At 74.0% G+C, this 25902-nt stretch carries 26 protein-coding genes and 1 riboswitch; of the genes, 9 read left to right on the top strand and 17 right to left on the bottom strand.

Annotated elements, in window-relative coordinates:
- Positions 1-33 precede the first annotated feature (33 nt).
- The 4 genes from BLS21_RS03720 (at position 34) to BLS21_RS03705 (ending at position 6353) form a co-directional block, all read left to right on the top strand.
- Positions 34-936 carry a dihydrodipicolinate synthase family protein gene (locus tag BLS21_RS03720; RefSeq protein WP_091214037.1) on the top strand — a complete coding sequence of 301 codons (903 nt, stop codon included), beginning with the start codon at positions 34-36 and terminating at the stop codon, positions 934-936.
- A gap of 37 nt (positions 937-973) precedes the next feature.
- Entirely contained in the window at positions 974-2266 is a 1293-nt protein-coding gene (locus BLS21_RS03715) for an NAD(P)/FAD-dependent oxidoreductase (protein ID WP_091214034.1), read from the top strand.
- 266 nt (positions 2267-2532) lie between these two features.
- A complete protein-coding gene (locus tag BLS21_RS03710; RefSeq protein WP_091214024.1) occupies positions 2533-4401 on the top strand; it encodes an APC family permease in 1869 nt (622 codons plus the stop codon).
- A 107-nt stretch (positions 4402-4508) separates the two neighbouring features.
- On the top strand, positions 4509-6353 hold the full coding sequence (locus tag BLS21_RS03705) for a putative nucleotidyltransferase substrate binding domain-containing protein (protein WP_091214021.1): 1845 nt from the start codon (positions 4509-4511) through the stop codon (positions 6351-6353).
- A gap of 55 nt (positions 6354-6408) precedes the next feature.
- On the opposite strand, the gene BLS21_RS03700 is transcribed toward BLS21_RS03705, so the two are convergent.
- The 4 genes from BLS21_RS03700 to BLS21_RS03685 form a co-directional block, all read right to left on the bottom strand.
- A complete protein-coding gene (locus BLS21_RS03700; RefSeq protein WP_091214019.1) occupies positions 6409-7008 on the bottom strand; it encodes a short chain dehydrogenase in 600 nt (199 codons plus the stop codon).
- Positions 7009-7054: 46 nt separating this feature from the next.
- Positions 7055-8185, bottom strand: coding sequence for an alanine dehydrogenase (ald, locus tag BLS21_RS03695; RefSeq protein ID WP_091214016.1), 1131 nt, complete (start codon positions 8183-8185; stop codon positions 7055-7057).
- Between the two features lie 125 nt (positions 8186-8310).
- Positions 8311-9705: an aspartate aminotransferase family protein gene (locus tag BLS21_RS03690; RefSeq protein ID WP_091214013.1), complete on the bottom strand. Its 1395-nt coding sequence runs from the start codon at positions 9703-9705 to the stop codon at positions 8311-8313.
- Positions 9706-9851: 146 nt separating this feature from the next.
- Positions 9852-10511 carry a GntR family transcriptional regulator gene (locus BLS21_RS03685; protein WP_175479404.1) on the bottom strand — a complete coding sequence of 220 codons (660 nt, stop codon included), beginning with the start codon at positions 10509-10511 and terminating at the stop codon, positions 9852-9854.
- 264 nt (positions 10512-10775) lie between these two features.
- Here BLS21_RS03685 and BLS21_RS03680 point away from each other — a divergent pair, with 264 nt between their 5' ends.
- Positions 10776-10979, top strand: a complete 204-nt coding sequence (locus BLS21_RS03680) for a hypothetical protein (protein ID WP_091214009.1) — start codon at positions 10776-10778, stop codon at positions 10977-10979.
- A 40-nt stretch (positions 10980-11019) separates the two neighbouring features.
- Here BLS21_RS03680 and amrB read toward each other — a convergent pair whose 3' ends face one another.
- From amrB to BLS21_RS03650, 6 genes are all read right to left on the bottom strand, one after another.
- Positions 11020-11832: an AmmeMemoRadiSam system protein B gene (amrB, locus tag BLS21_RS03675; RefSeq protein WP_091214006.1), complete on the bottom strand. Its 813-nt coding sequence runs from the start codon at positions 11830-11832 to the stop codon at positions 11020-11022.
- A 3-nt stretch (positions 11833-11835) separates the two neighbouring features.
- Complete coding sequence (amrS, locus tag BLS21_RS03670) at positions 11836-12936, bottom strand: AmmeMemoRadiSam system radical SAM enzyme (protein WP_091214003.1); 1101 nt, start codon at positions 12934-12936, stop codon at positions 11836-11838.
- A 12-nt stretch (positions 12937-12948) separates the two neighbouring features.
- Positions 12949-14007: an anti-sigma factor RsbA family regulatory protein gene (locus BLS21_RS03665; protein WP_175479403.1), complete on the bottom strand. Its 1059-nt coding sequence runs from the start codon at positions 14005-14007 to the stop codon at positions 12949-12951.
- Positions 14004-14828, bottom strand: a complete 825-nt coding sequence (locus BLS21_RS03660) for an MEDS domain-containing protein (RefSeq protein ID WP_139177005.1) — start codon at positions 14826-14828, stop codon at positions 14004-14006. Before BLS21_RS03660 ends, BLS21_RS03665 begins: the two co-directional genes overlap by 4 nt.
- Positions 14829-14937: 109 nt before the next feature.
- Complete coding sequence (locus BLS21_RS03655) at positions 14938-15390, bottom strand: DUF5313 family protein (RefSeq protein ID WP_091215064.1); 453 nt, start codon at positions 15388-15390, stop codon at positions 14938-14940.
- A 122-nt stretch (positions 15391-15512) separates the two neighbouring features.
- Positions 15513-16031 carry a MarR family winged helix-turn-helix transcriptional regulator gene (locus tag BLS21_RS03650; RefSeq protein ID WP_245700032.1) on the bottom strand — a complete coding sequence of 173 codons (519 nt, stop codon included), beginning with the start codon at positions 16029-16031 and terminating at the stop codon, positions 15513-15515.
- 156 nt (positions 16032-16187) lie between these two features.
- Between BLS21_RS03650 and BLS21_RS03645 the strand changes: the two genes are divergently transcribed.
- On the top strand, positions 16188-17729 hold the full coding sequence (locus tag BLS21_RS03645; RefSeq protein WP_091213992.1) for an MFS transporter: 1542 nt from the start codon (positions 16188-16190) through the stop codon (positions 17727-17729).
- Positions 17726-18331, top strand: coding sequence for a TetR/AcrR family transcriptional regulator (locus BLS21_RS03640; protein WP_091213990.1), 606 nt, complete (start codon positions 17726-17728; stop codon positions 18329-18331). The genes BLS21_RS03645 and BLS21_RS03640 overlap by 4 nt, the downstream gene beginning before the upstream one ends.
- Positions 18332-18421: 90 nt before the next feature.
- Here the strand turns inward: BLS21_RS03640 and BLS21_RS03635 are convergent, their stop codons facing one another.
- From BLS21_RS03635 to BLS21_RS03625, 5 genes are all read right to left on the bottom strand, one after another.
- Entirely contained in the window at positions 18422-18994 is a 573-nt protein-coding gene (locus tag BLS21_RS03635; protein WP_091213987.1) for a DoxX family protein, read from the bottom strand.
- 239 nt (positions 18995-19233) lie between these two features.
- On the bottom strand, positions 19234-19830 hold the full coding sequence (locus tag BLS21_RS24960; RefSeq protein WP_175479402.1) for a polysaccharide deacetylase family protein: 597 nt from the start codon (positions 19828-19830) through the stop codon (positions 19234-19236).
- Between the two features lie 302 nt (positions 19831-20132).
- On the bottom strand, positions 20133-20633 hold the full coding sequence (locus tag BLS21_RS24955) for a transglycosylase SLT domain-containing protein (RefSeq protein ID WP_175479401.1): 501 nt from the start codon (positions 20631-20633) through the stop codon (positions 20133-20135).
- A gap of 1 nt (position 20634) precedes the next feature.
- A riboswitch (cyclic di-AMP (ydaO/yuaA leader) is annotated at positions 20635-20818 on the bottom strand.
- A gap of 239 nt (positions 20819-21057) precedes the next feature.
- Positions 21058-21195 (bottom strand): hypothetical protein, encoded by a 138-nt coding sequence (locus BLS21_RS24950; RefSeq protein ID WP_175479400.1) that lies wholly within the window; start codon positions 21193-21195, stop codon positions 21058-21060.
- Positions 21196-21292: 97 nt separating this feature from the next.
- Entirely contained in the window at positions 21293-22084 is a 792-nt protein-coding gene (locus BLS21_RS03625; RefSeq protein WP_091213979.1) for an SDR family oxidoreductase, read from the bottom strand.
- A gap of 188 nt (positions 22085-22272) precedes the next feature.
- Here BLS21_RS03625 and BLS21_RS03620 point away from each other — a divergent pair, with 188 nt between their 5' ends.
- Positions 22273-23487: an FAD-dependent monooxygenase gene (locus BLS21_RS03620; protein WP_091213976.1), complete on the top strand. Its 1215-nt coding sequence runs from the start codon at positions 22273-22275 to the stop codon at positions 23485-23487.
- Between the two features lie 40 nt (positions 23488-23527).
- Positions 23528-23824 carry an acyl carrier protein gene (locus tag BLS21_RS03615; RefSeq protein ID WP_091213973.1) on the top strand — a complete coding sequence of 99 codons (297 nt, stop codon included), beginning with the start codon at positions 23528-23530 and terminating at the stop codon, positions 23822-23824.
- A 92-nt stretch (positions 23825-23916) separates the two neighbouring features.
- On the opposite strand, the gene BLS21_RS03610 is transcribed toward BLS21_RS03615, so the two are convergent.
- Positions 23917-25191 (bottom strand): benzoate/H(+) symporter BenE family transporter, encoded by a 1275-nt coding sequence (locus BLS21_RS03610; protein ID WP_091213970.1) that lies wholly within the window; start codon positions 25189-25191, stop codon positions 23917-23919.
- 234 nt (positions 25192-25425) lie between these two features.
- Positions 25426-25884 carry a universal stress protein gene (locus BLS21_RS03605; protein ID WP_091213969.1) on the bottom strand — a complete coding sequence of 153 codons (459 nt, stop codon included), beginning with the start codon at positions 25882-25884 and terminating at the stop codon, positions 25426-25428.
- Positions 25885-25902: the final 18 nt, after the last annotated feature.

Here is a 25902-nt window from a genome sequence, read left to right as displayed (position 1 = left end):
GAACACCCCCCCCCGCCAACCGAGAGGCACATCGTGACCACCACCGACCTCACCGGCATCCTCGTCGCACTCGTCACCCCCTTCACCGCGGACGGCAGCGAGATCGATGCCGTCGCCCTGGACACCCACGTCGACCGGCTGATCCGGGAGGGCGCGCACGGCCTCGTCCCCGGGGGGAGCACCGGGGAGTTCACGACCCTGACCCTCGACGAGCGCAAGCAGCTCACCGAGCTGGTCGTCAAGGCCGCCGGTGGGCGGGTGCCCGTGGTGGCCGGCACCGGCGCCCTGTCCACCCGCGACGCGGTCGAGCTGGCCGCGCACGCCGCTCAAGCCGGCGCATCGGCGCTGATGGTGGTGCCGCCGTTCTACGACGCGGTCGAGCTGTCCACCTTCAAGGAGCTGCTGCGCGAGGTCCACGCCGCTTCGCAGCTGCCGATCATGTTCTACAACATCCCGTCGGCGAGCGGGCTCAGCCTGTCCCCCGCCGAGATCGCCTCGCTGGCCGAGGTCGAGGGCGTCCGCTACCTCAAGGACACCTCCGGGGACGCCGTCGGGCTGACCGAGCTCCTGCAGCTCCACGCGGACCGCATCACGGCGTTCAACGGCTGGGACACCCTCACCTTCTACGGCCTCGCCGCCGGCGCCAAGGGCTCGGTGTGGGGGGCGACCAACGTCATCCCCGAGCTGTCACGCCAGCTGTGGGACGCCCTCGCCGCGGACGGCGACCTGGTCCGCGGCCGCGAGCTGTGGGCGAAGATCTACCCGATCTGCCGGCTGCTCGAGGCGCACAACTACGCCGCCGCGGTCAAGACCGGCATGCAGCTGCGCGGGTACGCCACCGGCCCGGTGCGCAAGCCCTTCGCGCTGCTCGACGGGGAGGCCCGGGCCGAGTTCGCCCGGCTGCTGCGCGCCGCGGGCGTCGAGGTCGTCGACTGACGCACCGCACCGGCCCACCCAGAGGGGAGGCAGAGCAGTGGAGATCGTGGTGGTCGGCGGCGGCATCGTCGGCCTCGGCAGCGCGTACGAGCTGGTGCGCGACGGACACGACGTGACCGTCCTGGACGCCGGTGCGCTGGGCGCGGGGGCGTCGCACGGCAACGCGGCGAAGATCACGATGGCCGAGGCGACGCCGGTACCGGCGCCGGGGATGGTGCTGCAGGGCCTGAAGTGGATGCTCAAGGCCGACAGCCCGCTCTTCGTGCGGCCGTCGCTGTCCCCGCCCTTCGTGCGGTTCATGGTCACGATGGCGCGCCACTGCAACGAGGGCGACTTCCGTCGCTCGCTCCAGGTCCACCTCGAGATGGCCTCGACCTGTGGCGAGGTGCTCGACGAGTGGGCCGATGACGGGCTGTCGTTCGAGATGCACCGCAGGGGCGTGCTGCTGGTCTACGAGGAGCGGGAGAGCTTCGAGCACCGGGTGGCGCTCAACGACGCGTTCGCACCGTTCGGGATGGTGCCCGAACTGCTCGACGCGGACGCGCTGCACGACCGTGAGCCGTGCCTGTCGGAGCGGGCGCGCCACGCCTTGTTCTTCCCCGACGACCGGCAGGTCGAGCCGGACTCGCTGACCGGGGCGCTGGCGAAGCGGCTGCGGGAGCTCGGCGCCCAGCTGCGCGAGCACACCCGCGTGCTGGACTTCGAGCAGGCCGGTGACCGCGCCACCGCCGTGGTCACCGACGCCGGCCGGTTCGAGTGCGACCAGGTCGTCCTCGCCACCGGCGTGTGGACCGGCGTGCTCGCCGCGAAGCTGGGGCCCGCCCTGCCCATCGGCCCGGGGAAGGGCTACAGCGTCGACTACTTCCCCTCCCCCGTGCCGCTGAACACGCCGCTCACCTTCGAGGACGCGCACGTCGCGGTCACGCCCCTGGACGGGCGGCTGCGGCTGGCCGGCACGATGGAGTTCGCCGGGCTGGACCTCGGCGTCAACGCGCGCCGGGTCGCGGCGGTGAAGCAGGCGGCCGCCCGCGGGTTCCGCAACTGGGACGAGGACACCCCGCACGCCGAGCCGTGGGCGGGGCTCCGGCCGATGACGGCCGACGGGCTGCCGATCGTCGGGCGGCTGCGCCCGGAGGGCAACGTCCTGGTGGCCTCCGGGCACGGCATGCTCGGCCTGACGCTGGCACCCAGCACCGCCAAGACCGTGCGCGACCTCGCCCGGGACGTCGCGGCGGGCCGACCGAGCCCGCTCACGCCCTACGGGCCCGAGCGCTTCCTGCGGTCGTCCCGCAGGAGGGCCCGCCGAGCAGGGGCCCCCATCCGCGACTGAGGCGGCCCCTCCACGTCGACGCCGGGCACGTCGGCCGGGAGGCCCGCGCCCTCGTGCCCCAGGCCGGCGCACGGCCCACCCAGCACCTCGGCCGACCCGTGGCGGTCGAGCCCCTGTGCTGCCCGCAGATCGACGTCCTCCGCCCGACCACCCCCCGGAGGAGGCGGGACCGGTCGCGCCCACCCCCGGGCGGCAGCGGAGCACGCACCGAGATTCATGAGGACCGCACAGCGACACCACCGCACCGGACCAAGGAGAGATCCAGCATGTCCGCAACGCCAGATGCCCTCCCGGTGGAGGGCGCGTACGAGGCGAGCGACGCTCACCTCAAGCAACAGATCAGCCTCTTCGGCCTGATCGCCCTCGCCGTCAGCGTCCAGGTCGGCTCCGGCTGGCTGCTCGCCACCCTCGCCGCGGCGAGCATCGCCGGTCCCGCCTCCATCCTCACCTGGGTCCTCGGCGCCGTCTTCTTCGGGATCATCGGGGTCACGTGGATGGAACTCGGCGCCATGCTCCCCCGATCGGGCGCGGGCGTCCGCTACCCCCGGCTGACGCACGGCGCGTTCCTCAGCTGGTTCAACGGCTGGGGCTACCTCATCGCGGCGCTGGCACTGCCCGTGATCGAGGTCCAGGCCGTCCTGACCTACATCGGCGGAAACTGGCCGGAGCTCGGCTTCCTGGAGGAGCGGGCGGGCATCACGGTGCTCTCCTGGCCGCGCGGCATCCTGGTCGGCTTCGTGCTGCTCTTCGTCTTCTTCCTGCTCAACTCGTTCGGGGCGAAGCTGCTCAGCGAGTCGAACAAGTACGTCACCATCTGGAAGATCGTCATCCCTCTGGTCACGGCGGGACTCATGTTCACCGCGTTCTCCTCGGCGAACTTCACCATCGGCGGCGGATTCGCACCGCTGGGCACCGGCGCGGCCTTCGGTGCCCTCGCAAGCGGGGGCATCGTCTTCGCCTACTCGGGGCTCCGGCAGATCCTCGACTTCGGCGGCGAGGTCGTGAACCCGCAGCGCAACATCCCGATCGCGATCGTGGTCGGCGGCCTCATCATCCCGCTGGTCATCTACATCCTGCTGCAGATCAGTTTCCTCGGGGCGATCGACTGGGCCTCGGCCGGGGTGGAGCCCGGTGACTGGACAGGCCTGATCGGTAGCGGCTGGGCGTCCGCTCCGCTGCTGAACGCCGTCGTCGCGGCCGGCTTCACGTGGTTCTCGATCGTGCTGCTCTCCGACGCCGCGCTCTCCCCCGCGGCCACCGGTTGGGTGTGGTTGGGCATCGGCACCCGCACGGTGTACTCCATGTCGGTCAACAAGGAGTTGCCGACGGTCTTCCAGCGGATCAACCGGCACGGGACCCCGATCCTGGCCCTGGCCGCGTGCACCGGGCTCGGCCTGCTGTTCTTCTTCCCCGCTCCGAGCTGGTACCTCTTCGTCGGGATGGTGTCGATCGCGCTGACCCTCAGCTACGTCATGGGCGGCCCGGTCCTGGCGGTACTGCGGCGTACGGCACCGGACTTCCCTCGTCCGGTCAAGCTCAAGGGGGCCGTCTTCTGGGCCCTGGCGGGGTACGTCGCGAGCCTGATGCTCATCTACTTTGCGGGATGGGTGCCCTTGATCAACCTCTTCACCCTCGTCTTCTTCGCGCTCCCGCTCTACGGGGCCTACACCAGTGTGAGCGAGGGGTGGAGCCGGCCGGGCCCGAGCTGGCTGCTGTCCGCGGCGTTCACAGCCGCCTGGGTCGTCACCGCGGTCGGCGGTGGCTGGCTGGCCACGCTGGACCAGGAGCAGCGCGAGGGTGGCTGGGGGTTCCCGGTGTACTTCACGGCGATCGTGCTCGTCGTCGCCCTGTTCATGGCGGGCCTCTACGCGGTGAGCACGGAAGTCGGCCGGCGACACATCCGCGGCGGAGCCTGGCTGGTAACCACGATCCTGGCGCTGCTCCTCCTCGCCTACCTGGGCCAGTTCGGGCCGGTGGACTCCCCGGTGCTCCCCAACCCGGTCGACCTGGTCCTCATGGTGCTGGTTTCCGTCGGCTCCTTCTTCTGGTCGGTGCGCGCGGGCGGTCCGACCGAGGAGCTCGGTGAGATCCTCGCCGCCCAGGCGGAGCGGGACCGCGCCCGGGCGATGGGGTGATCGGCGTGGCGCGGGCGGCCCGGGTGCTCCGTGGAGGGCGCCCGGACCGTCCGCGTCTCCGGCGCGCGACGTCCGGGCACCTGCGCGGCGACCTACCATCGACGGTCGTGCCCGCCGCCCACACGATGGACCTCGACGTCGCGACGTTGACCGACTTCCTGGGCTCCTGTGCCCCGTTCGACGCCCTGGAGCCGACCGAGCTGGCCCGGATCGCGGCGCACGCCGTCGTCGAGCGGTACGAGGCCGGCGACGTCGTCCTCGACGCCTTCGACGCCCGCGTCGCCGAGCTCTTCGTCGTGTGGGAGGGCCGGGTCGACGTCTGGATCAACACCGACCGGCTCACCGAGCTGCCGGACAAGACAGAAGGAACTGGTGGCCTCTTCGGCTACGTCGCCGCCCTCACCGGCGCGGCGCTGCGGCCGCGGGCGGTCGCCGTGGGGCGGGTCGTGGTCGTCCGGCTGCCGGCCGACCTCGTCGCACCGGTCTTCGCGTCCCGCCGCGGTGCCCGCTTCCTCGCGCAGGAGGTCTGGTCGACCAACCAGCGTGCCGTCGGGGTCCCCGCGTACACGCTCGTCGACGACCTCGTGGCGCACGCACCGCTGGTCGTCGACGCCGGGGCCTCGATCGCCGACGCCGCCCTGCGGATGGCCCAGGCCGACCTCGGCTACGCCGCCGTCCGGATCGCCCCGGGACGGTTCGGGCTGGTCACCGACGCGTCCATCCGCGACGTCGTCGCGGCAGCCCTCCCGACGACCGCTCCGGTCGCTGAGATCATGGACCCCGCCCCACCGATGGTCCCGCTCGGCGCCTCGGCGAACGAGGCGCTCATCAGGGTCCTGGAGCGCGCGGCGGACGTCGTCCTCGTCACCGACCGCGCAGGTGGGCTGTGCGGCGCTGTCGGGCCGATGGACTTCGTGGTGTCGTCGACGACGGCGGGGGCGGCGCTCCACGAGCAGCTCCGTCGCGCGACCACGGTGACCGAGCTGGAGCACCGCTACCGCGGGGTCCCGCAACTGATCGGCGACCTCATGGCCCGCGGCCTGGCCTCGAGCCGGGCCATCACCGTCCACTCGGCGCTCGTGGACACCCTCGTGCGTCGGGCGATCCAGCTGGTCGTGGCGGCACACCCCGACCTCGACGTGGACTCGTTCACCTGGCTGTCCCTCGGCAGCAACGGGCGACGCGAGGCGGTGCTCAGCTCCGACATCGACGCGGCGGTCTCGTTCGCGAACGGGATGAGCGCCGACGAGATCGCCAGCTACCGTCCCGCGTTCCTCGAGATCACGCAGGTCCTCGAGCGGGCCGGGCTGAACCACGACCGCCACGGGGTGAGCCCGGTGAACCCGGAGTTCGCCCGGACACACCGGCAGTGGGAGGCCGCTGCCCGGGGCTGGCTGTCGCGGCCCACCGAGGACGACGCGGTCATCAAGACCTGCCTGCTGGTCGACGGCCGGCCGATCCACGGCGACCTCACCCTGCCCGAGGTCGCCCGCGTGTTCGGCGACCTGCGCCTGCACCCGTCGACGATGCAGGTGCTGCTGGCCATCTCGGTGGACCGGCCGAGGACGCCCCGCGGACGCTGGCGTCGCAAGCAGTTCGACCTCAAACGCCAGGCCCTGCTGCCGATCGCGAACATCGCCCGGTGGGCCGCGCTGAGCGCGGGGTCACCCGCCCTCCAGACCCAGGAACGGCTGCGGGCCGCCGCCAGCTCCCGCATGCTGAGCGCCGAGGACGCCGACACGCTGGACGACGTGTTCGAGATCGTCCAGCGCATGCGGCTGCGCTCCCAGCTCGAGCAGTTCCGGTCGGGCGAGACGCCGTCGGACACGCTTCGGCTGCGCGACCTGTCGTCGATCGAGGTGAGCGTGCTCGACGAGGCGATCGGTGAGATCACCGCGATCCAGCGCCGGATGGCCAACCTGGCGAGGTTCGTCCCAGACCTCCGGGGTTGAACGAGGACCCCCTCCCGGCCACGGCACGGCTCGGGACCAGGAGGGGGTCGGGACGTCACTGCACGAGGAAGACCTGGCCGGTCTCGGCTCCCTCGATGGAGCGGACGTAGGCCGCGGCCGCCTGGTCGACGTCCACGGGCGTGACCCCCGGGAAGAGGGCGCCGTACTCGGCCATGCTCTCGGTGAAGACGGTGGGGCTGACGGCGTTGATGCGCTGCGGGGCGATCTCGATGGCCGCGGCGCGCACGAAGGACTCCACCGCGCCGTTCACCATCGCGGCCGCGCTGCCGGTGACGATGGGATCCCGGTTCAGGACGCCGGCGATCAGGGTGAACGAGCCCCGCTCCGCGACGTGGCGGGTGCCCTGCCGGACCAGCTCGACCTGGGCGGCGACCTTGCCGCGGTAGGCGCGCAGGTAGTCCTCGGGTGTCATGTCCACGATGCGCTTGTACGGGACGTCGCCTGCAGCGCTCGCCACCGCGTCGAGGTCGCCGACCTCCGAGAAGACACGGGCCGCCTGCTCGGGATCGGCCACGTCGGCCCGGATGTCACCGGCGGTGCGGCCGACCGTGACGACCTGGTGCCCCCGACCCTTGAGCGCCCCGCCCACCGCGGCGCCGAGCCGCCCCGTCGCACCCACCAGCAGGACCCTCATGCGCTTCCCCCCTGCGCGACCGTGACCACGGAGTCCGCTCGGCGTCTCACCGCGCCGCGAGGAGCTCGGCGGCGTCGGTGAACGGCAGCTCGTGGGCCTCCGCGACCAGCTGGTTGACGAGCTTCCCGTCGAGCGTGCTCAGCCCGAGGCGCAGGGCGGGATCGGCCTGTGCCGCGCCGACGACGCCGTCGCGTGCGACCCGGACGAGGTACGGCAGCGTGGCCGAGGTCAGGGCCAGCGTCGAGGTGCGGGCGACCGCCCCGGGGATGTTGGCCACGCAGTAGTGGACGACCCCCTCCTCGACGTAGGTCGGGTCGGAGTGGGTGGTCGGCCGGCTGGTCTCGAAGCAGCCGCCCTGGTCGATGGCGATGTCCACCACCACGCTGCCCGGCCGCATCGCGGCGATCATCTCCCGGCTGACCAGCTTGGGCGCCTTGGCGCCGGGCACCAGGACGGCGCCGATCACCACGTCGGCCTCGGCGACGTAGGCCGCCGTCCGGGCCCGGTTGGGCGTGACCAGGTCCAGCCGGCCGCCGAAGATGTCGGACAGGTAGGCGAGCCGGCTCGGGTTGGTGTCGAGGACCCGGACGATGGCCCGCATCCCCAGCGCGATCTTCGCCGCCTCGGTGCCGGCCACCCCGCCGCCGATGATCAGCACCTTCGCCGCAGGGGTGCCGGGCACGCCGCCGAGCAGGATCCCGGCTCCCCCGGCGGGGTTCTCCAGGTGGTGCGCGGCGGCCTGCACGGCCATCCGGCCGGCGACCTCGCTCATGGGGGTCAGCAGCGGGAGCTTGCGGTCGGCGGTCTGCACGGTCTCGTAGGCGATGGAGTCGATCCGCCGCTCCAGGAGGAACTCGGTCAGCCCGCGGTCGGCGGCGAGGTGCAGGTAGGTGAACAGCTGCTGGCCGGGGCGGAAGCGGGAGTACTCCGCGGGCACCGGCTCCTTGACCTTGACGATGAGGTCGGCGGCGTCGAACACCTCGTCGGCGGTCGGCACCACCTTCGCGCCGGCGGCGGCGTACTCGTCGTCGGCGAACCGCGACCCGGCGCCGGCGCCGGCCTGCACGACGACCTGGTGGCCGTCGTGGACCAGCTCCACGACGCCGTCGGGGGTGAGTGCCACCCGCCTCTCGTTGTCCTTGATCTCGCTCGGTACTCCGACGACGAGCGTGCCCATGGGGTGTCTCCTCCGGTCAGGGTCGGTGCGGTGGGGGGCGGCCCCGTCCAGAGGCTCGCCGCGAGCCTGCGAGGGGTGAGGGGGACGGGGTCCTTCTACGAGCGGTGGGGGCAGGGAGTCCTTCTTCAGACCAGGCTCTGGGCCTCGGTCAGCGTGTGCCGCAGGACCTGCTCGATCTCGTCGAACTCCGCCTGGCCGCAGATCAGCGGCGGAGCGACCTGGACAACGACGTCGCCGCGGTCGTCGGGGCGGCAGTACAGGCCGTTGTCGAACAGGGCGCCGGGTAGGAAGCCCCGCACGAGGCGCTCCCGTCCCGCGGCGTCGAACGTCTCCCGGGTGGCCTTGTCCTTGACCAGCTCGACCGCCCAGAAGTAGCCGTCGCCGCGGACGTCACCGACGATCGGCAGGTCCAGCAGCTTGCGCAGGGTCGCGCCCAGCGCCGCCTCGTTCTCCAGCACCCGCTGGTTGAGCCCCTCGGCCTCCATCAGGTCCAGGTTGGCCAGCGAGACCGCCGCCGCCACCGGGTGGCCGCCGAATGTGTAGCCGTGCGGGAACGCCACCCCGGGGCGCAGGAACGGCTCGACGACCTTCTCCGAGGCGATCATCGCGCCGATCGCGCCGTAGCCCGAGCTCATCCCCTTGGCACAGGTGATCAGGTCCGGGGTGTAGCCGAACTTCTCGCAGGCGAACGTCGCCCCGTGCCGGCCGAAGGCGCAGATCACCTCGTCGGAGACCAGCAGCACGTCGTGCCGGGTGCAGATCTCGCGGACCCGCTCGAAGTAGCCCGGAGGCGGCGTGAGGCAGCCGCCGGAGTTCTGCACCGGCTCCAGGAACACCGCGGCGACCGTGTCGGCGCCCTCGAAGAGGATCGCCTCCTCGATCCGGTCGGCGGCCCAGCGACCGAAGGCCTTCGGGTCCTCGGCGAACTCCGGATGGCGGTAGAGGTTGGTGTTGGGCACCCGGAAGCCGCCCGGGGCCAGCGGCTCGAAGTCCTTCTTCATCGCCGGCAGCCCGGTGATGGCCAGGGCGCCGTGCGGCGTGCCGTGGTACGCCACCGCCCGGCTGATGACCTTGTGCTTCTGCGGCTTGCCGATCAGCTTGAAGTACTGCTTCGCGGCCTTCCACGCCGACTCCACCGCCTCGCCCCCGCCGGTGGTGAAGAAGACGCGGTTCAGGTCGCCGGGCGCGAGGTCGGCGACCCGCTCGGCCAGCTCGGCCTGCACCGGCGTGGTGTAGCCCCACACCGGGAAGTACGCCAGCTCGGCGGCCTGCTTCGCGGCCACCTCGGCCAGCTCCCGCCGCCCGTGCCCGACCTGGACGACGAAGAGCCCGGACAGGCCGTCGAGGATCTTGCGGCCCCGGTTGTCCCAGATGTAGGCGCCCTCGCCGCGGGTGACGACCGGGATGGGCGTCTCCGGGTGGCGGCCCTGGCGGGCGAAGTGCATCCAGAGGTGGTCCGCGGCGCGCGCCGCCGTCGCGTCCGGCGCACCGGCCGGGGGCTGCTGGATCGAGGTGGTCATCCCAAGCTCCTCGTGGCGTCTGGTCGGACGAGCGATGCCCTGAGTCTGCGGGTACCGACCTCTGTGGGCACCAGACGATCTGTGCGGCACTCCTCCGCCGACCGGACACTCCGTGGCGGTGGGACGGTGAGCCGCGTCGATGCGGCTCAGCTGAGCCGGCGCAGCACCTCGTCGACGCTGCGCCTGATGTGCTCCTCCACCTCAGCGGCGATCGTCGCCTCGTCGCCCTCCTCGATGACGCGGACCAGCCGCCGGTGCAGCATCGCGTCGCGTTCCGGGTCGTGGCGCACGGCCTGGTCCACGGTCAGCGCGATGTGCACCTGCGACCCGACCAGGGGCCAGATCTTCCGCAGCGTCGGACTGTCGGCCATGTCCCAGATCGCCTCGTGCAGCCCGATGTGGGTGACGTGGGCCTGCAGGGCGTCCCCGGACTCGATCGCGGCGAGGTGCACCCGCAACGCCTCCCGGACGCCGTCCATGGCGGGCCCGTCCGGGTCCCGCGCCAGGCGCAGGGCCGCCATCGTCTCCAACGGCATGCGCACCTCGGCGACGTCACGCAGCTCCTCCGCGGTGGGCTGCGCGACGTGGATGCCCTTGTAGGGCACCTGGACGAGGGCCCCTTCGTGGACCAGCTGCTGGAGCGACTCCCGCAGGGTGGGGCGGCTGACGCCGAGCGCCTCGGCGAGGTGGACCTCCTTGATGCGCTGGCCCGGTCGCAGCTCGCCGGTGAGCAGCGCGCGCCGGATCCGCGTCGAGACCTCCTCCCGACGAGTGGAGGAGACGACCACCCCGCCGCTCAAGGTCACGGCCGGCTCCGGCACACGCGTCTCCTCGCTCATGCAGATTGACTGACGATCTACGCCATTCTCCACGGTCGCGGGCGCATGCGCCCGGAACGGGTACCGACCCCCGCCCGCACGGGCCGCACGCGAGGTGACCCCTCCCTCGAGGAGGCTGTCCCCCGTTCCACGACAGGGGGTCTCGCCGGCGCTCTGGGGGTCCACCGGATGTATCAGCGACCGGGGCTCGCCGATCCTCTACTCGAGAGAACGGCGACCACGGAGCCCCTGATGAACACGTACGACCCCTCGGACCACATCCGCTACGTGCACCTGTCCGGGCCGGCGTCCGCGCGTTCCGCTCCGGCAGCCGGCGCGACCGCGTGCACCACGTTGCCCGGCGGGTACGCCAACCAGTCGCCGCGGACCCGCCTGCAGCGCCGTGCGGCCTCCTCCGTCGTGACCCGGGCGGGAGCCGCCTCGCTGACCGCGTGAGCGGCGCCGGCTCGCCGGGCACGACGACCGGGTCCGCTCCTCACGAGCTCGGTGCCGAGGCTCCGTGCAGCACGAACGCGCCGTAGCCGACGACGCGGTCACGCCCCGCTCCGCTGTCCGCCGACGTGGCCAGCCGGAGCAGGTCGACCGTCCACCGGCGCTCGGCGGCGTGGTGCAGCAGCCCGCGCAGGGGGTGGTGGCCACAGGCGTCCTCGGATCCCAGGGCGCCGGCGTCCCGGGCCAGGACCGCCTCGGCGGTGCGCCGGTCCCGCTCGTGCGCCGCGCGCTCGTCGAGGTGGTGGCTGAGGTCGGTGGAGACGACGGCGAGCGCGCCGTCGACCGCCAGCGCAGCGGTGAGCAGCGCCGACACGGACTCCGGCTGCGTGCGGCCGACCAGCACCGGCAGCACGGCCGGGTCGGGACCGAGGACCCGCTGGAGGAACGGCAGCTGGGTCTCCAGGGAGTGCTCGCCGTCGTGGGGACGGTCGTCCACCGCCACGCCGGGCAGCGCGGTGACCGCCGTCCGGGCGTCGTCGTCGACCGCCACGGTGCCCAGCGGTGTGGCGAGGGCGTCGACGGCCGGCGCCGCCATCCCGTCGAGCGGCCAGAGGTGGGCCGGCCCGAGCAGCACGACCCGGGTGACGGCGCCCGGTGCCGCGGCCAGCTGCGCGTACGCGGTCGCGGCCACCGCGCCCGAGTACCGGTACCCCGCGTGCGGCGCGACCAGCGCAGCGGGGAGCACCGGTCGCGGCCGGGCCCGCACCTCGCCGAGCAGCCGGTCCACCAGGTCGCGCAGCTCCTCCGGGTCCGCGGGGTAGAACCGGCCGGCGACCGCGGGCGGGCGCACGCGCACCGATCAGCTCCCGGCGAGGAACACCGGCAGCCGCCGCGCTCCCCACCGGCCGACCGGCCCGTCGAAGCGGCCCGGGACGGCGGTACCGCAGGAGGCGCAACGCCCGTCGTCGGTGAGCCGGTAGTGCCCGATGACGTACCAGTCCCGCTCCACGAGGGCCTCGCCGCAGGCCGGGCAGGTGGTCCGGCCGCCGTCCGCGTCGTGCACGTTGCCCGTGTAGACGAAGCGCAGCCCGGAGTCCTGGGCGATCCGCCGCGCGCGGGTCAGCGTCGCCGGCGGCGTGGGCGGGACGTCGCGCATCTTGAAGTCCGGGTGGAAGGCGGTGAAGTGCAGCGGGACGTCGGGGCCCAGGTTCTCGGCGATCCACGCGCACTCGGCGCCGATCTCGGCGTCGGAGTCGTTGTGCCCCGGGATGAGCAGCGTGGTGATCTCGAACCACACGTCGGTCTCGTGCCGCAGGTACACCAGGGTGTCGAGCACCGGCTGCAGGCGGGCGGCCGACACCCGTCGGTAGAAGGCGTCGGTGAACGCCTTGAGGTCGACGTTCGCCGCGTCGACGTGCGCGTACAGCTCCCGTCGCGCATCGTCGCCGACGTAGCCGGCGGTGACCAGGACCGACCTGACCCCCCGGGCCCGGCAGGCGTCGGCGACGTCCACCGCGTACTCGAGGAAGACCGTCGGGTCGTTGTACGTCATCGCGACGCTGCGGCAGCCCAGCCGCTGGGCGGCCGCGGCGATGTCCTCCGGCCCGGCGGCGTCGGAGAGCCGGTCGATCTCCCGGGACTTGGAGATGTCCCAGTTCTGGCAGAACCGGCAGGACAGGTTGCACCCCGCCGTGCCGAACGACAGGACCGCGCTGCCCGGCAGGAAGTGGTTGAGCGGCTTCTTCTCGATCGGGTCCACGCAGAACCCGCTCGAGCGCCCGTAGGAGGTCAGCACGACCTGGTCGTCGACGCGGCCGCGCACGAAGCACAGGCCCCGCTGCCCCTCGTGCAGCCGGCACTCCCGCGGGCAGACGTCGCACTGCACGCGACCGTCGCCGAGCCGGTGCCAGAAGCGCCCCGGCACCGTGGAGGGGTCCTGGAGACTGATGTCGGCCGTCATGACGCCTCCGTGCTAGTCCACCCGGCCGAGGAGCTCCGCGGCCCGCAGGCGCGCCCCGCGGGCGCCGCCGTCCGGCGCGCCGGCCCGCGCCCGTGCGCCCTCCGCGCCCGGAGCAGCCGGGGGGACCGCCGAGCTCAGGCGCACGGTGAACCCGCCCGGCGTGCGGTAGGCGTCGAGGCGGTCGCAGGTCTGCCGGGCGAGCCACAGCCCCGCTCCGCTCCGCTCCGCGTCGAGGTCCCCCCGGCTGTACCCGGCGAACAGCAGGTCCGCCCCCGACCCCTGGTCGGTCACCGTGCACAGCAGCCGCGACGAGGTCGCCCACACCCGGACGTGCACGGGCGGCCCGCCGTAGTGGAACGCGTTGGTCACCACCTCGGCGACCGCACCGGTGAACTCCTCGCCGACCACCGTGTCCGGGCAGGCCGCAGCCACCACGGCGCGCACCTCGCCCCGTGCCCGGGCCACGCCTGCTCGATCGGTGATGCCCTCGAGGTCGAGGGAGGGCGGCGTGGCCTCCAGCGGGTCCGGTCGCGGAGGGCTGGTGCCGAGGAGGTCGGCCGGCGCCACGTAGGCGCCGCTGGGGACGGGACCGTCCTCGGTGAGCAGGTGGGGGTGGGCGCGCTGGACGTCGTGCAGCATCGACGCGGACAGCCGACGGACGTCGTACCCGCAGACGCTGGACAGCCGGAGCGCCGAGAGGGTGACGTTGGAGACGGACTCGAAGTCCGCCCACGTCTCCCACGCCTGCGGCTCGCTGCCGTAGGCGGGCTCGCTGACCAGCCGCGTCCCGCGGGCGCCCTCGGCGAGCAGACGGTGCACCAGCCGTTCGTAGGTCACGCCGACGTGGGCGGCGCGGGTGTAGACGGCGTCGCGCGGCAGGACCAGCACGTGGGCGTCGTCGGGCAGCGCTCGGGCCAGCAGGTCGTTGTGCGCCTCCTGGCAGACGACGAGCCCCGCCTCCCCCGCGGACAGCCCCGCCTGCAGGAACGGCAGGGCCTGGGCCAGGAAGTCCTCGTCCGAGTCGAAGAGGAGCGCGGCGTGCCGGTACCCCTGGCGCGTTTCTTGGCTCACGGGCTCTCCCCGACCACCTGGAACCCCGGGAGGTCGTCCAGTCCCAGGAGGCACAGGGTCCGCTCGACCTGGGGCGGGGGTGCGACGAGCAGCAGCCGTCCGCCGGACGCACGGAGGCCCCGGCTCCCCTGCGCGAGTGCCCGGCAGGCCGCGGCGTCGATGAAGGTCAGCTCCGCGAGGTCGAGGGACAGCACACGCGGCGGGACGTCGGTGAACGCGGTCACGGCGGCCTCGAGGACCTCCGCGTTGCAGGCGTCGACCTCCCCCTGCAGGACGAGCCCCAGCTCGCTCTCGCCGGTGCGGAAGCAGGTCTCGCGGATCCCCGGCACGTGGACGCCGATGGCGTCGCGGAGTGCCGGCCCCCGGGTGGAGCTGCGTGCGTACTGGCACAGCACCGACACCGGGAGGCTGCGGACCAACTCCTCCAACCGCTGCTCCACGCTGAGGTGGTGGCGCGGCGAGAGGATGGTCAACGCACCGAGGACGCCGACCGACATGCGCACCGCCGGGAACCCCTCGGCCAGGGCGCGGTCGACGACCAGCCGCTGTCCCTCCGCGGGGTAGAACTCGGCCAGCGGCACCAGCGTGAGACGTCCGTCGCGGAGCGCGGTGGGGACATCCACCTCGTGGGCCTCGAGAGCAGTGATCAGGGAGCCCTCCTGCTCGTCGGGACCCTCGGCGTAGAGCACCTTCTCGCCCAGGTCGAGGCCCCGCTGGACCCACGCGGCCACCCCGGCCTGCCGCTCGGCGGCGGACTCGTGCAGCAGCATCAGGTGGCCGTCCCACTCGGGGCCGGTCGTGGCGCCGTCCACGCCCCACACGGGGGGACGCTACCCCCGGTCGACGTCCGGGCGCGCGGCTCGCGCCTGCGGACTGCCGGGTTCCGGACGACGACCGCGGGCACCGGCTCCCGCACGCCGGCTCCGCCGGTCAGCGGCCCCTGCGGTCGCGGTAGCGGGCGGCCCGCCGGGCGTTGGCGGCCCGGCGGCGCTCGCTGTCCTGCAGGTCGCGCTGGTGGGCGGCCTCCTCACGACGGGCGGTGGCGGTGCCGGAGGGGTACCCGGCCTTCACGACCCGGTTCTCGGTGGTCTCGGGCATGTAGGCCAGCGAGTAGATGAGCCCGAGGAAGATGCCGCCGCCGGCGACCGCCGCGCGCAGCCCGAACGGGGCGGGCAGGAAGACCAGGATCAGCGCGATCGGGATCGACATCTGGACGAGCATGCGGGCGAGGTGCCGCGCCCACCACGTCCCGGTGGTGGTGTCGAACAGCACCCAGCCGCGGTGCCGCGCCGGGAGCCGGCCACCGAACGCGTACCACAGCCAGCGGTGGGGGGCAGGCCGGACGACCGGCTCGGAGGTGTCGTGCTCTGCCGGCTCTGCCATGGCCCCTGGGTGCTCCTGCTCGACGACGGTCACCCCCTCATGGTGCCACCATGTCTGGTGCCCCAATGGTTGGGGTGCAAAGTGTCACCGGTCTCACAACCGCCGGAACGGGCGGAGCGCCGTCAGGCGACCGTGGCCTCCGGCCCGGCGGCCTCGCCCACCGGGGGGTGCGCGAGGGCCTGCTGGGAGGCTGCGATCACCCGGGTGAGCGCGGCGTGCAGGTCCATCAACTGCTCGACCGGCATGCCCAGGCGCTCGACGATGCCGGCGGGGATCCGCTCGGCCTGCTCGCGCAACGCGGTGCCCTTCTCGGTGAGCGCCAGGGCGAGGTTGCGCTGGTCCCTCGGGTCCCGCTCGCGGCGCAGCAGCCCCGCCGCCTCCAGCCGCTTGAGCAGCGGCGAGAGCGTGCCGGGGTCCAGTTGCAGCAGGCCGGACAACTCCTTGACCGACAGCGTCCCGTGCTGCCACAGCGCCAGCATCACCAGGTACTGCGGGTGGGTCAGCCCCAGCGGCTCGAGCACCGGCCGGTAGACGGCGACCACGTTGCGGGCGGCCACCGACAGCGCGAAGCACACCTGCCGGTCCAGGGCGAGCACGTCCTCGGGCCCCATCAGGGCCTGGGGCGTCGGGCTGGTCGTCACCCTCCCAGCGTAGGAGTCGTGGCGATCCGAGCGTTGGTGCACCGACCGGCCGTTCCGTCCCCTGTCTTGGTCATCTGACCAACTCTGTGCCACCATGGCGCCGCCGGCCGGTCGGCCGGCGCTCCTGTCGCACTCCCCCGTCCCCGAGGAACTCCCGTGAGTCCGCTCCGTCGCTGGTCCGCCCTCGCGGTGCTGGCCCTCCCGGTCCTGCTGATCAGCATCGACATGACCGTGCTCGGCTTCGCCGTGCCCGCCCTGACCGCCGACCTGGGCCCGACGTCGACCGAGCTGCTGTGGATCGTCGACATCTACTCCTTCCTGCTCGCCGGCCTCCTCGTGCTGATGGGCAACCTCGGCGACCGCATCGGCCGCCGCCGGCTGCTCGTGGCCGGCGCCGCCGCCTTCGGGGGCGCCTCGCTGATCGCGGCGTTCTCGACGACGGCCGGCATGCTGATCGCGGCCCGGGCCCTGCTCGGGCTCGGCGGGGCCACGCTGATGCCCTCGACGCTGGCGCTGCTGCGCTCGGTGTTCCCCGACGCCCGGGAACGGCGGCTGGCCATCGCGATCTGGGCGGCCGCGTTCTCCGGCGGCGCCGCGCTCGGCCCGATCGTCGGGGGGTTCCTGCTCGAGCACGCCTGGTGGGGCTCGGTGTTCCTGGTGAACGCCCCGGTCATGGTCCTGCTGCTCGTCGGCGCCCCGGTGCTGCTGCCCGAGTCGCGCAACCCGCGACCCGGCCCGTTCGACGCGCTGTCCGCCGTCCTGTCGATCGCCGCCGTGCTGCCGCTGGTCTACGCCCTCAAGACCGCCGCGCACGACGGCGTCGGCGTGTCGGTCCTCGTCGGCCTCGCGGCCGGCCTGGGGCTGCTGCGGACCTTCGTGCGCCGGCAGCGCCGGCTGGCCGAGCCGCTCCTGGACCTGCGCCTGTTCGGCTCCCGCGCGTTCTCCGTCGCGGTGACGACGAACCTGCTCACGGTCTTCGCGCTGCTCGGGCTGCTGTTCTTCCTCCCCCAGTACCTGATGCTCGTGCTCGGCATGAGCCCGCTGGTCGCGGGCCTGTGGATGCTGCCGCTCGCGGGCGCGACCGTGGCCGGCTCGCTGGCCGCGCCCTGGCTGGCCCGCCGGCTGCACCTGCGGTGGGTCATCGGCGGCGGGACGGCGCTGGCCGCAGCCGGGCTGACGGTCGGCACGATGCTCGGGGTCGACGGCGACCGGGTCGTGCTGGTCGTGGCCGGCCTGCTCATCGGCGGAGGGGTCGGCGCGGCCGAGGCGCTGACCAACGACGTCATCCTCGCGACCGCTCCGCCCGAGCGGGCCGGTGCGGCCGCCTCGGTCTCCGAGACCGCCTACGAGTTCGGGAGCGCGATGGGCACCGCGGTGCTGGGCACCCTGGGCCTCTCGGTCTACGCGGCACACCTCGGCGCCGTCGACGGCGTGCCGGCGCAGGCGACCGAGGCCGCCCGGGAGACCCTCGGCGGCGCCGCGGAGGTCGCGGCAGGGCTGCCGCCGGACACCGCCGCGGCCTTCCTGGCCGAGACCGGCCAGGCGTTCGTGACCGGCATGCACGTCGTCCTGCTGGTCGCCGCCGTGCTGGCGGCGTACGTGGCGGTGCAGGCCGTCGTCCTGCTGCGCGACCACCGGGGCAGCGCCACGGCTCCCGCGCCCGGCGACCACCCGGCACCTGAGACCGTGGCCCGGTGACGGAGGCCAGACGCGCGCACCTGCCCGTCGAGCAGCGCCGGGCCCAGCTCGTGGCGGCCGCCATGCGGGTGATGCAGCGCGAGGGCGCGTGGTCGCTGACCACCCGGGCGGTCGCGAAGGAGGCCGGCGTCCCGCTGGGGGCGGTGCACTACGCCTTCGGCTCCAAGACCGAGCTGGTGCGCGCGGTCTTCCGGGCCGACCGCGACCGGTCGACCGCGCTGCTGCGGCGGGCGGTGGACGCGGGTGGCACGCCCGCGGAGGTCCTGACCCGGGCGCTGGTCGGCTACGCCGACAGCGTCATCGCCGACCCCGGCGCCGAGATCGTGCTCCAGGAGCTGACCATGATGGGCGGCCGGGACGACGACCTGCGGGCCGCGGCGCGGGAGTCCACCGAGCAGTACCGCGGCGACGTCCTCGAGCTGCTGCACCGCGTGGCCGAGGCATCCGGCGGCACCTGGTCCGGCGACGTCGAGGTGCTGGCGGAGTCGGTCCTGGGGCTGCTGTTCGGGGCGTCGGTGAACTGGCTGTGCACCGGCGACGACGACCTCTTCCGCCGGTGCGCCGGCGACGCTGCGCAGACCCTCGCCGCCCGCCTCGGCTGAGACGACCCCGGGCCGACGCGAGACGGGCCGCGTTCCAGGGTGGCGCCCGCCTCAGCCGCGGGCGTGGCAGGGGTTGCGCACCCGCTCCGGTCAGGCCCCCGCCGTGGTCGGGTCCCCGGCGGTGTCACCGTGGGCCGCCTCGACCGCCGTCGACCGAGGGCCGGCAGCGGCGCTCGGCCGGCCCCGACGGCCGAGCGCCATCGTCAGGAACGCCGTCCCGACGCCGGTGCCCAGCGCGGCCAACGCCCACAGCGGCCCGCTGCGTTCGGTCCCCAGGAGGTGGTCGAGGGACAGGTCCCCGGGCCCGGTCTCGGCCAGCGACGTCACAGCGGCGATCAGGACGGCGTTGTACTCCCAGCCGCCGTTGGCGGCCCACGGACCGTTGGGCAGGTGCACCTTGCGGATCGCCGTCGTCATGACGCCGGTCAGCGCCGACGACGCCAGTGGCGTCGCCAGCCCCGCGGCCAGGAGACCTCCCCCGACCGTCTCGGTCGCCCCCGCCAGCAGGGCGTGCACCTTCCCGGGGCGCATCTCGAGGGACTCCATCATCGCCGCGGTGCCCTCAGGACCGGGGCCGCCGAACCAGCCGAAGAGCTTCTGCGTGCCGTGCCCGATGAACAGGCCACCGATCACCGTTCGCGCCACCAAGCGTCCGACGCTCATCTCCCACCTCTCCGTCAGGGTGAGCCGTCGAGTGCCCACCGTCGCCCGACTCGTCGCCGACCTGACTCCGTAGGATCCGGCCGGCACCGCTCCGGTCGCCGCAGCCGACCCCGCGCCGCGCGGCCATCTCCCCGCCGTCGGTGTGTCGCTCCGCAGCAGTCGCCGCCCGCTACAGCGAGAGGCCCGTGCCGGCGAACGCCCGGCGATCGCGCTGACCGCTCCGCGCTCCGCGGCCTGGCTCACTGCGTGCAGTACCCCCTCTCGGCCAGTCCGTCCAGGATCATGGGCAGGGCCGCGGGGGTGTTCCGCCCCGTGGCGTCGTGCAGGAGCACGACGCTCCCCGGTCGCACGTCCCGCAGCACGCGGTCCCGGATCGTCGTCGCCGGCGGATCGGCCCAGTCGCGGGGGTCGACGGTCCACAACACCATCGAGTCCAGGCCGACCTGCCGGGCCGCCGCCTCCACGAGGCCGTTGGTGGCCCCGTACGGCGGGCGCCACTCGCCGGGGGAGCGCCCCGTGGCCCGCTCGATGACCTCGCTGGTGCGCCGCAGCTGGGACTCCACCTGCGCCCGGTCCAGCGTGGTGAGCCTCGGGTGGCTCCACGAGTGGTTGCCGATCCGGTGCCCCTCCTGGCTGGCGCGACGCACGAGGTCGGGTCGGGCAGCGGCCATCTCGCCGGTGACGAAGAACGTCGCCTCCACGCCCCGGTCCGCCAGCGTGTCCAGGATGTCGGCTGTGGCGGTCGCGGAGGGCCCGTCGTCGAAGGTGAGCCGGACGGAGCCGGCTGCACACGGCTGCGGTGCCGACGCCGCCTGGGCCGGCGCAGCGAGCAGCACCAGCAGGAGTGCGCCGGCGACGCGGCAGGTCCAGCGGCTCGGACCTGCGCTCGTCAGCGCGCGGGCCGGTGCGTGGTCCCGACCGCCCCTCCCCCTCCCCCGAGCTCCGGTGGCCCTGCGCCGACCCGGGAGGAGCAGGGCCTGCCAACCGGAACCGGGGGACGTCGCGGGAGTCCGGCCCGGCTCACCGGGCCGGCGGGGTCGTCCGGGCGGGTCCGCCGTGGTGGGGCACGCCGATCCCGCTGGCGTGCCCCACCGACCGGCGCCGGGTCCGGGCACGGTGGCGTGCCTCACCCGGGGACCTAGGTCCGGCTGAGTCGGCCGACCGCGGCCCGGGCCGCCTCCAGGTGCTTCCGGTACGAGCCGTTGGTGTACGCCACCCACGGCTTGAAGTTGGTGCCCTTGGCGGAGATCCGATGGGCGGCGTTGGCGTTGCACTGGGCGTCGTAGGCGCAGCTCTTGGAGACCGAGGGGTGCCAGCAGCTGTTGATCTGCCAGAGACCTCGGTCCACCGAGCCGTTCGGACAGCCCTTCGTCGGGCCGTTCGCGTTCTGCGCGTCCGCACGACAGGACGACTCCCCCAAGCCCACCGCGACCGCGGTGACGAGCCGGTCGCCGGTGAAACCGGCACGCGAGGCGACGGTCGCGCACAGGTCCGCTGCCGCACTGGTCGAGGCGGCAGAGTCTGCCCTCGCCGGGGCCGGTACCGCGAGGGCGGCGAGCGCCAGGACCGCCACGATGCCCAGGCGGAGCGGCAGCACCGCCCGGACGGGACGACGCATGCCGAGGATGTGCTGGTGCATGAGATCCTCCGAGCGCGCCTGCGGGATGAGCTGTCGGGTTCGGGCGGGAGGACTGCCCGGCCGTGGAGAGCACGGCTTCACCCCGAGGGCCGATGAGGCGGCCCGGAGGTCCTGCGATCTCCCGTTCCTGCCTGAGGTGAGTCGAGGTCGGCCCAGCCAGCGGCAGGATTCGGCGTGCTGCCGGACCGTCCCGCGAGTGCGGGCGGCCTGACCGTAGGTTGTGACGTGGGTCACAGCAAACGCAACGGGGCACGACGACCGGCGGCCGCAGCGCCGTCACTCCTCCCGGGCCGTGCGCTCACGGTCCGGGACCGACCCGGTGCACACCTCGTGCGGCGCGACCGATGCCGGCGCGCTGGTCGGTCCGGCTGCTCGGCGGCAGCGGCGAGTCGGTCCGCGAGCCGCTGCGCCGGCGCGCGGTCCCTCACACGAGCCGTCCCGACGCCCAGGCGTGGCTCGTGGTGACGACGCCGACGACGGTCTCCGGCTCGGCGGCGTCGCGCGGACCGAAGAGCAGCACCATGCCCGGGGTGAGCCGGACACCGGCGAGCGGGTGGGCCACCCCCGGCCCGTCGCGACCACGTCGGCCGCGTGGGCCGGCGGCAGCGCCACGTGCAGCGAGCCGTCGTGGCCGGGGTGGACCTGCCGGGCGCGAGCCCCTACTCCCGCAGCAGCTTGTGGATCGCCGCCTGGGCCACCGGCTTGACCGTGACCAGGTCCAGGTTCACGTGGTGGGGCAGGTTCACGGCGAAGGCGCAGACCTCGGCCACGTCCTCGGCGGTCAGCGGCTCCCGCACCCCGGCGTAGACCCTGGCCGCGGCCTCGGCGTCCCCGCCCAGGCGCATCAGCGAGAACTCCGGCGTGTGCACGAGACCCGGGGCGACCTCCACCACCCGCACGTTGTGCTCGGCCTCCTCCAGGCGCAGCGCCTCGGTCAGCCCGTGCTGGGCGAACTTCGCCGCGTTGTACCCGCCCCCGCCCTCGTAGCCGCGCTGGGAGGCCAGGGAGGTGAGGTTCAGCACGGTGCCCTGCCCGTTCGCCCGGAGAGCGGGCAGGAACGCCCGGGTGATGCGCATCGTGCCGAGGACGTTGACCCGGTACATCCACTCCCAGTCCTCGTCCTTCGCGTCGGCCACCCAGTCGGTGCCGCGGGCGCCGCCGGAGATGTTCAGCAGCGCGTCGATCCGCCCCTGCTCGCCCAGGACCCGGTCCCGCAGGGCCGTCACCTCGGCCTCGGAGGTGATGTCGCACGGTGCGGCGATCGCTCCCGTCTCGCGGGCCAGCGCGTCGAGCCGCTCGGCGCGGCGCGCCACGGCGTAGACGGTCCACCCGTCGGCGCACAGCCGACGGGTGGCCGCCTCCCCGATCCCGGTCGACGCACCGGTGACGACGGCGATCTCCCCGGCGTGGGAGGGCACGGTCCGCTCCCCGGCGTTCGTGTCTGGGCTCATGGTGCTCACGCTAACCAGCACCCGGGGTCCCACCGGGAGCCACGGGACGCGGGTGCCCGCCGGTCCACCGCCCGGGCACGGACCCGCCCCGGGCTGCCGGCACGACGTCCGTCGCGTCCGTCCCGGCCTCGTCCCACCCGGCCGGCGCACCTGTGCGGGACCGCGCCCACTGGCTAGCGTCGAGCCGCATGAGGGATCCCGACCTCCGCATCGCGATCGTCGGAGCCGGCATCGGCGGGCTGTCGCTGGCCCTGGCGTTGCGGGAGCGGGGTGTGCGGGCCGAGGTGTTCGAGCAGGCCGCGCAGCTGACCGAGATCGGCGCGGCGATCGCGCTGTCGGCCAACGCCACCCGGGAGTACGCCCGGCTGGGCCTGCTCGGCGAGCTGGCCGCGGCCTCGACGACCCCCACTGAGCTGGTCTACCGCCACTGGCAGGACGGCAGCCGCATCGCCGCCCACCCGGTCGCCGAGGGCGGTGCCTACGTGGACCGGTTCGGTGCGCCGTACTTCGGCATCCACCGCGCCGACCTGCAGAAGACCCTCAGCGGCGCGTTCGACGCCGAGCACCTGCACCTGGGCTGCCGGCTGACCGACCTGGTCCCCGAGCGCGACTCGGTCGTCCTGGAGTTCGCCAACGGCCGGGTGGAACGCGCCGACGTGGTCGTCGGCGCCGACGGCGTGCGGTCCACCGTCCGCCGGTGGGTCACCGGCGCGGACGACGCGGTCTACTCCGGCACCAGCGCCTTCCGCGGCATCGTGCCCACCGAGAACCTGCCCTCCCTGCCCGATCCGCACGCGATCCAGTTCTGGATGGGCCCCGACGCGCACCTGCTGCACTACGCGATCGGCGGCGCCGGCGAGCTGGTCAACTTCTTCGCGGTGGTGGAGGGCCCGCCGATCTGGCTGCACGACGGCACGGTGGCCGAGGTGCACGAGGACGTCCCGGTCGCCTCCTTCCGGGGCTGGCACCCCGCCGTCCCCGAGATGATCCGGGCGGCCGAGAGCCCCGTCCGCTGGGGGCTGTTCACGGTGCGCCCCCTGCTGCGGTGGTACCGGGGCCGGGTCGTCGTCCTCGGGGACGCCGCCCACGGCATGCTGCCGCACCAGGGGCAGGGCGCGAACACCTCGATCGAGGACGCCTTCGCCCTGGCCGCGCTGGTCGCCGACGCGCGGCCCGGCGACGACCTGGAGCCGGCGTTCTCCCGGTACCAGACGCTCCGCCGGGCCCGGACGCGCGCGGTCCAGCGCAGCTCCTGGGTCACCAGCTCCCTGCTCCACCTGCCCGACGGACCGGCCGCCCGGATGCGGGACGCGAAGGTGGCGAGGTTCCCGGAGGACTTCGGCTGGATCCACGAGTACGACGTGCAGCGGGCGCTCCAGGCGTCCGCTCCCGCGTCCCGCTGAGCGACGGGACGCCCCGCCACCGACCGGAGGCAGCACCCTGATGACGCGCGACGAGCTGGAGGAGGGGCTGGCGGAGGTCCTGGGGACGGTCGCCGGCATCGAGCGCGCCGACGTCGCCCCGGAGAGGTCCTTCACCGAGGACCTCGGCATCGACTCCCTGACGATGGTCGAGGTCGTCGTCGCGGCCGAGGACCGGTTCGGTGTGCTCGTCCCCGACGACGACTGGGCGCGGTTCACGACGGTGGGCGACGCCCTCCGGTACCTCGAGCAGTCGACCACCGCGCCACCGTGGACGCCGCCCTCGGCTCGGCGGGGGCGGCCCGCCCCGGGCGGCTGATCCCCGACCGTGCGCGCGGCCTCGGCAGGTCCGCCTCGGATCGGCGCCGGAGGGTCCGCACGACCAGCGGCCGCCGGCCCCGGGACCGGCGCTCAGCTCCGGGCCGGGGAGAAGTCCGGGCGCTCCAGCAGCCCGGAGACGGCCAACCCCGCGAGCAGACCCCAGAAGGCGGCACCGACGTTCAACACCGTCACGTCGGCGACGGTCACCACGAAGGTGACGAGGGCGCCGAGGGTGAAGCGGGTGCTGAACGCCGCGACGAAGGACCCCTGCAGCACCCGCAGCAGGGCCAGGCCGCCGAGCGTGGCGATGAACGCCGGCGGCGTGGCCAGCATGGCGCTGGTGAACAGCGGCGCGAACAGACCGAACAGCATGGCCAGCAGGCCGCAGGCGATCCCGGCGGTGTACTGCCGGGAACGCTCTCCGGACGCCGAGAGCAGCGCGTTGGTCGGCCCGGTCAGGCAGGTCGACACCGTGCCCACCGCCGCCGTGAGGAGCGACCAGGCGCCGCAGGCGACGGTGACGACGTTGATCGGTGGAGCGTGTCCGGCGGCGCGCAGCACCGCGATCCCCTGGCCGTTCTGCACCACCAGCACGGTGATGGCTAGCGGCACGACCAGCTCCAGCACCGCCTGCAGCGACCACTCGGGCGCCTGCAGCACCGGCGCAGCGAACCACTCCGCGGCTCCGGCGGGACGGAACCGGCCGGACACCAGTACCGTCCCCGCTCCCACGAGGAGCGCCCCGATGATCGGCGGGATCCGCCGCCCCAGCCGCGGCAGCGCGCTGAGCAGCAGGAAGGCCAGGACCATGGGTGCGGCGATCCCCACGTCGTCCCGCAGGGAGTGCACCAGGTCGATCCCGAACCGCAGGAAGATCCCGGCGACCATCGCCATCACGATCGGCATGGGGACGACCGCCATGGCCCGGCGCACCCAGCCGCTGAGCCCCAGGAGGAGGACGAGCAGACCGGTGGCGAAGAAGGCGCCGACCACCTGCGGCCAGGTGAGGTGGGTCAGGGCCGGCCCGACGAGCACCGTGCCGGGGATCGTCCAGAAGAAGGCCAGCGGCTGCCGGTAGAGCCAGCACGCCACGACGGTGAGGACGCCGTTGAGGAAGAAGGCGCCGAAGATCCACGAGGCCAGCTCCCGCTGGGACAGCCCGCCCTGCGCGCCCACCGCCAGGATCACCGCGACCGGGCCGGTGGCCGCGAAGACCAGGCCGATGAGCCCGTTGGCGGCGTAGACGCCCCCGGCGTCCCGCAGCAGCCGGCGGGGGCCGGGCAGGGGCCGGACGGGGCGCTCGAGCAGGTGCTCACGCACCGCCGCTCCGGTCCCGGCGTTCTCGCCGGCGCGCTGGGCTCTCATCTGCTCCGTTCCCCTCTGGTCGCCGTGCGGAGGAGGCCGTGTCCGGTGCGGGGCGAGGGAGACCGCGGGCGCCGCACTGCCGCGTCGGCGCGCGCCACCCGGGCCCCCGCGACCCGACCGCGGAGGGGGCCACGGGCGTCGCCGCCCCGGATCGTCGCGCACCTGCCCCGCCCGGGCCGGTCGGGGCACCCACGGTCCGGCGGGTCGCGCCGGGGCGGTCGACCGGCGGGAGCCCTAGCGCCGCTCCTCCTGGGGCGGCCGGGCCAGCAGGATCGAGTAGGGCGGGTGCCGGTGGATCACCCGCTCCGCGGTCCGGGATCCCCGGTGGTGCTGGTGGCCGAGGACGAGCAGGTCCACGTCGAGTTCCTCGGCCCGCTGCAGGATGACGTCGGCGGCGTCGTGCTCCGTGGCGACGACGATCTCCCCGTGGGCGTCGATGCCTGCGGCGCTCAGCCGGTCGACCAGCTGCTGCACCGCGGCCCGGTCGGCGTCCTCGGCGTCGTCGTCCGCCGACCAGACGCCGAGGCGGGCCGAGGCACCGGTGATGTCCTCCGGGACGATGTGCCCCCGGGCCACGTGCAGCACGTGCACGGTGGCTCCGGTCAGGGTGCCGATCTGCTCGGTGCGCCGGATCGCCGACGCGTTCTCCTCCGTCGGGTGCGCGTCGATCGCGACCAGGATCCGCTCATACACCGGTGCTCGCCTCCTCGG

This window comes from Geodermatophilus siccatus (assembly GCF_900103785.1).
Lineage (GTDB): Bacteria > Actinomycetota > Actinomycetes > Mycobacteriales > Geodermatophilaceae > Geodermatophilus > Geodermatophilus siccatus.
This window is presented reverse-complemented; position numbering and strand designations above follow the sequence as displayed.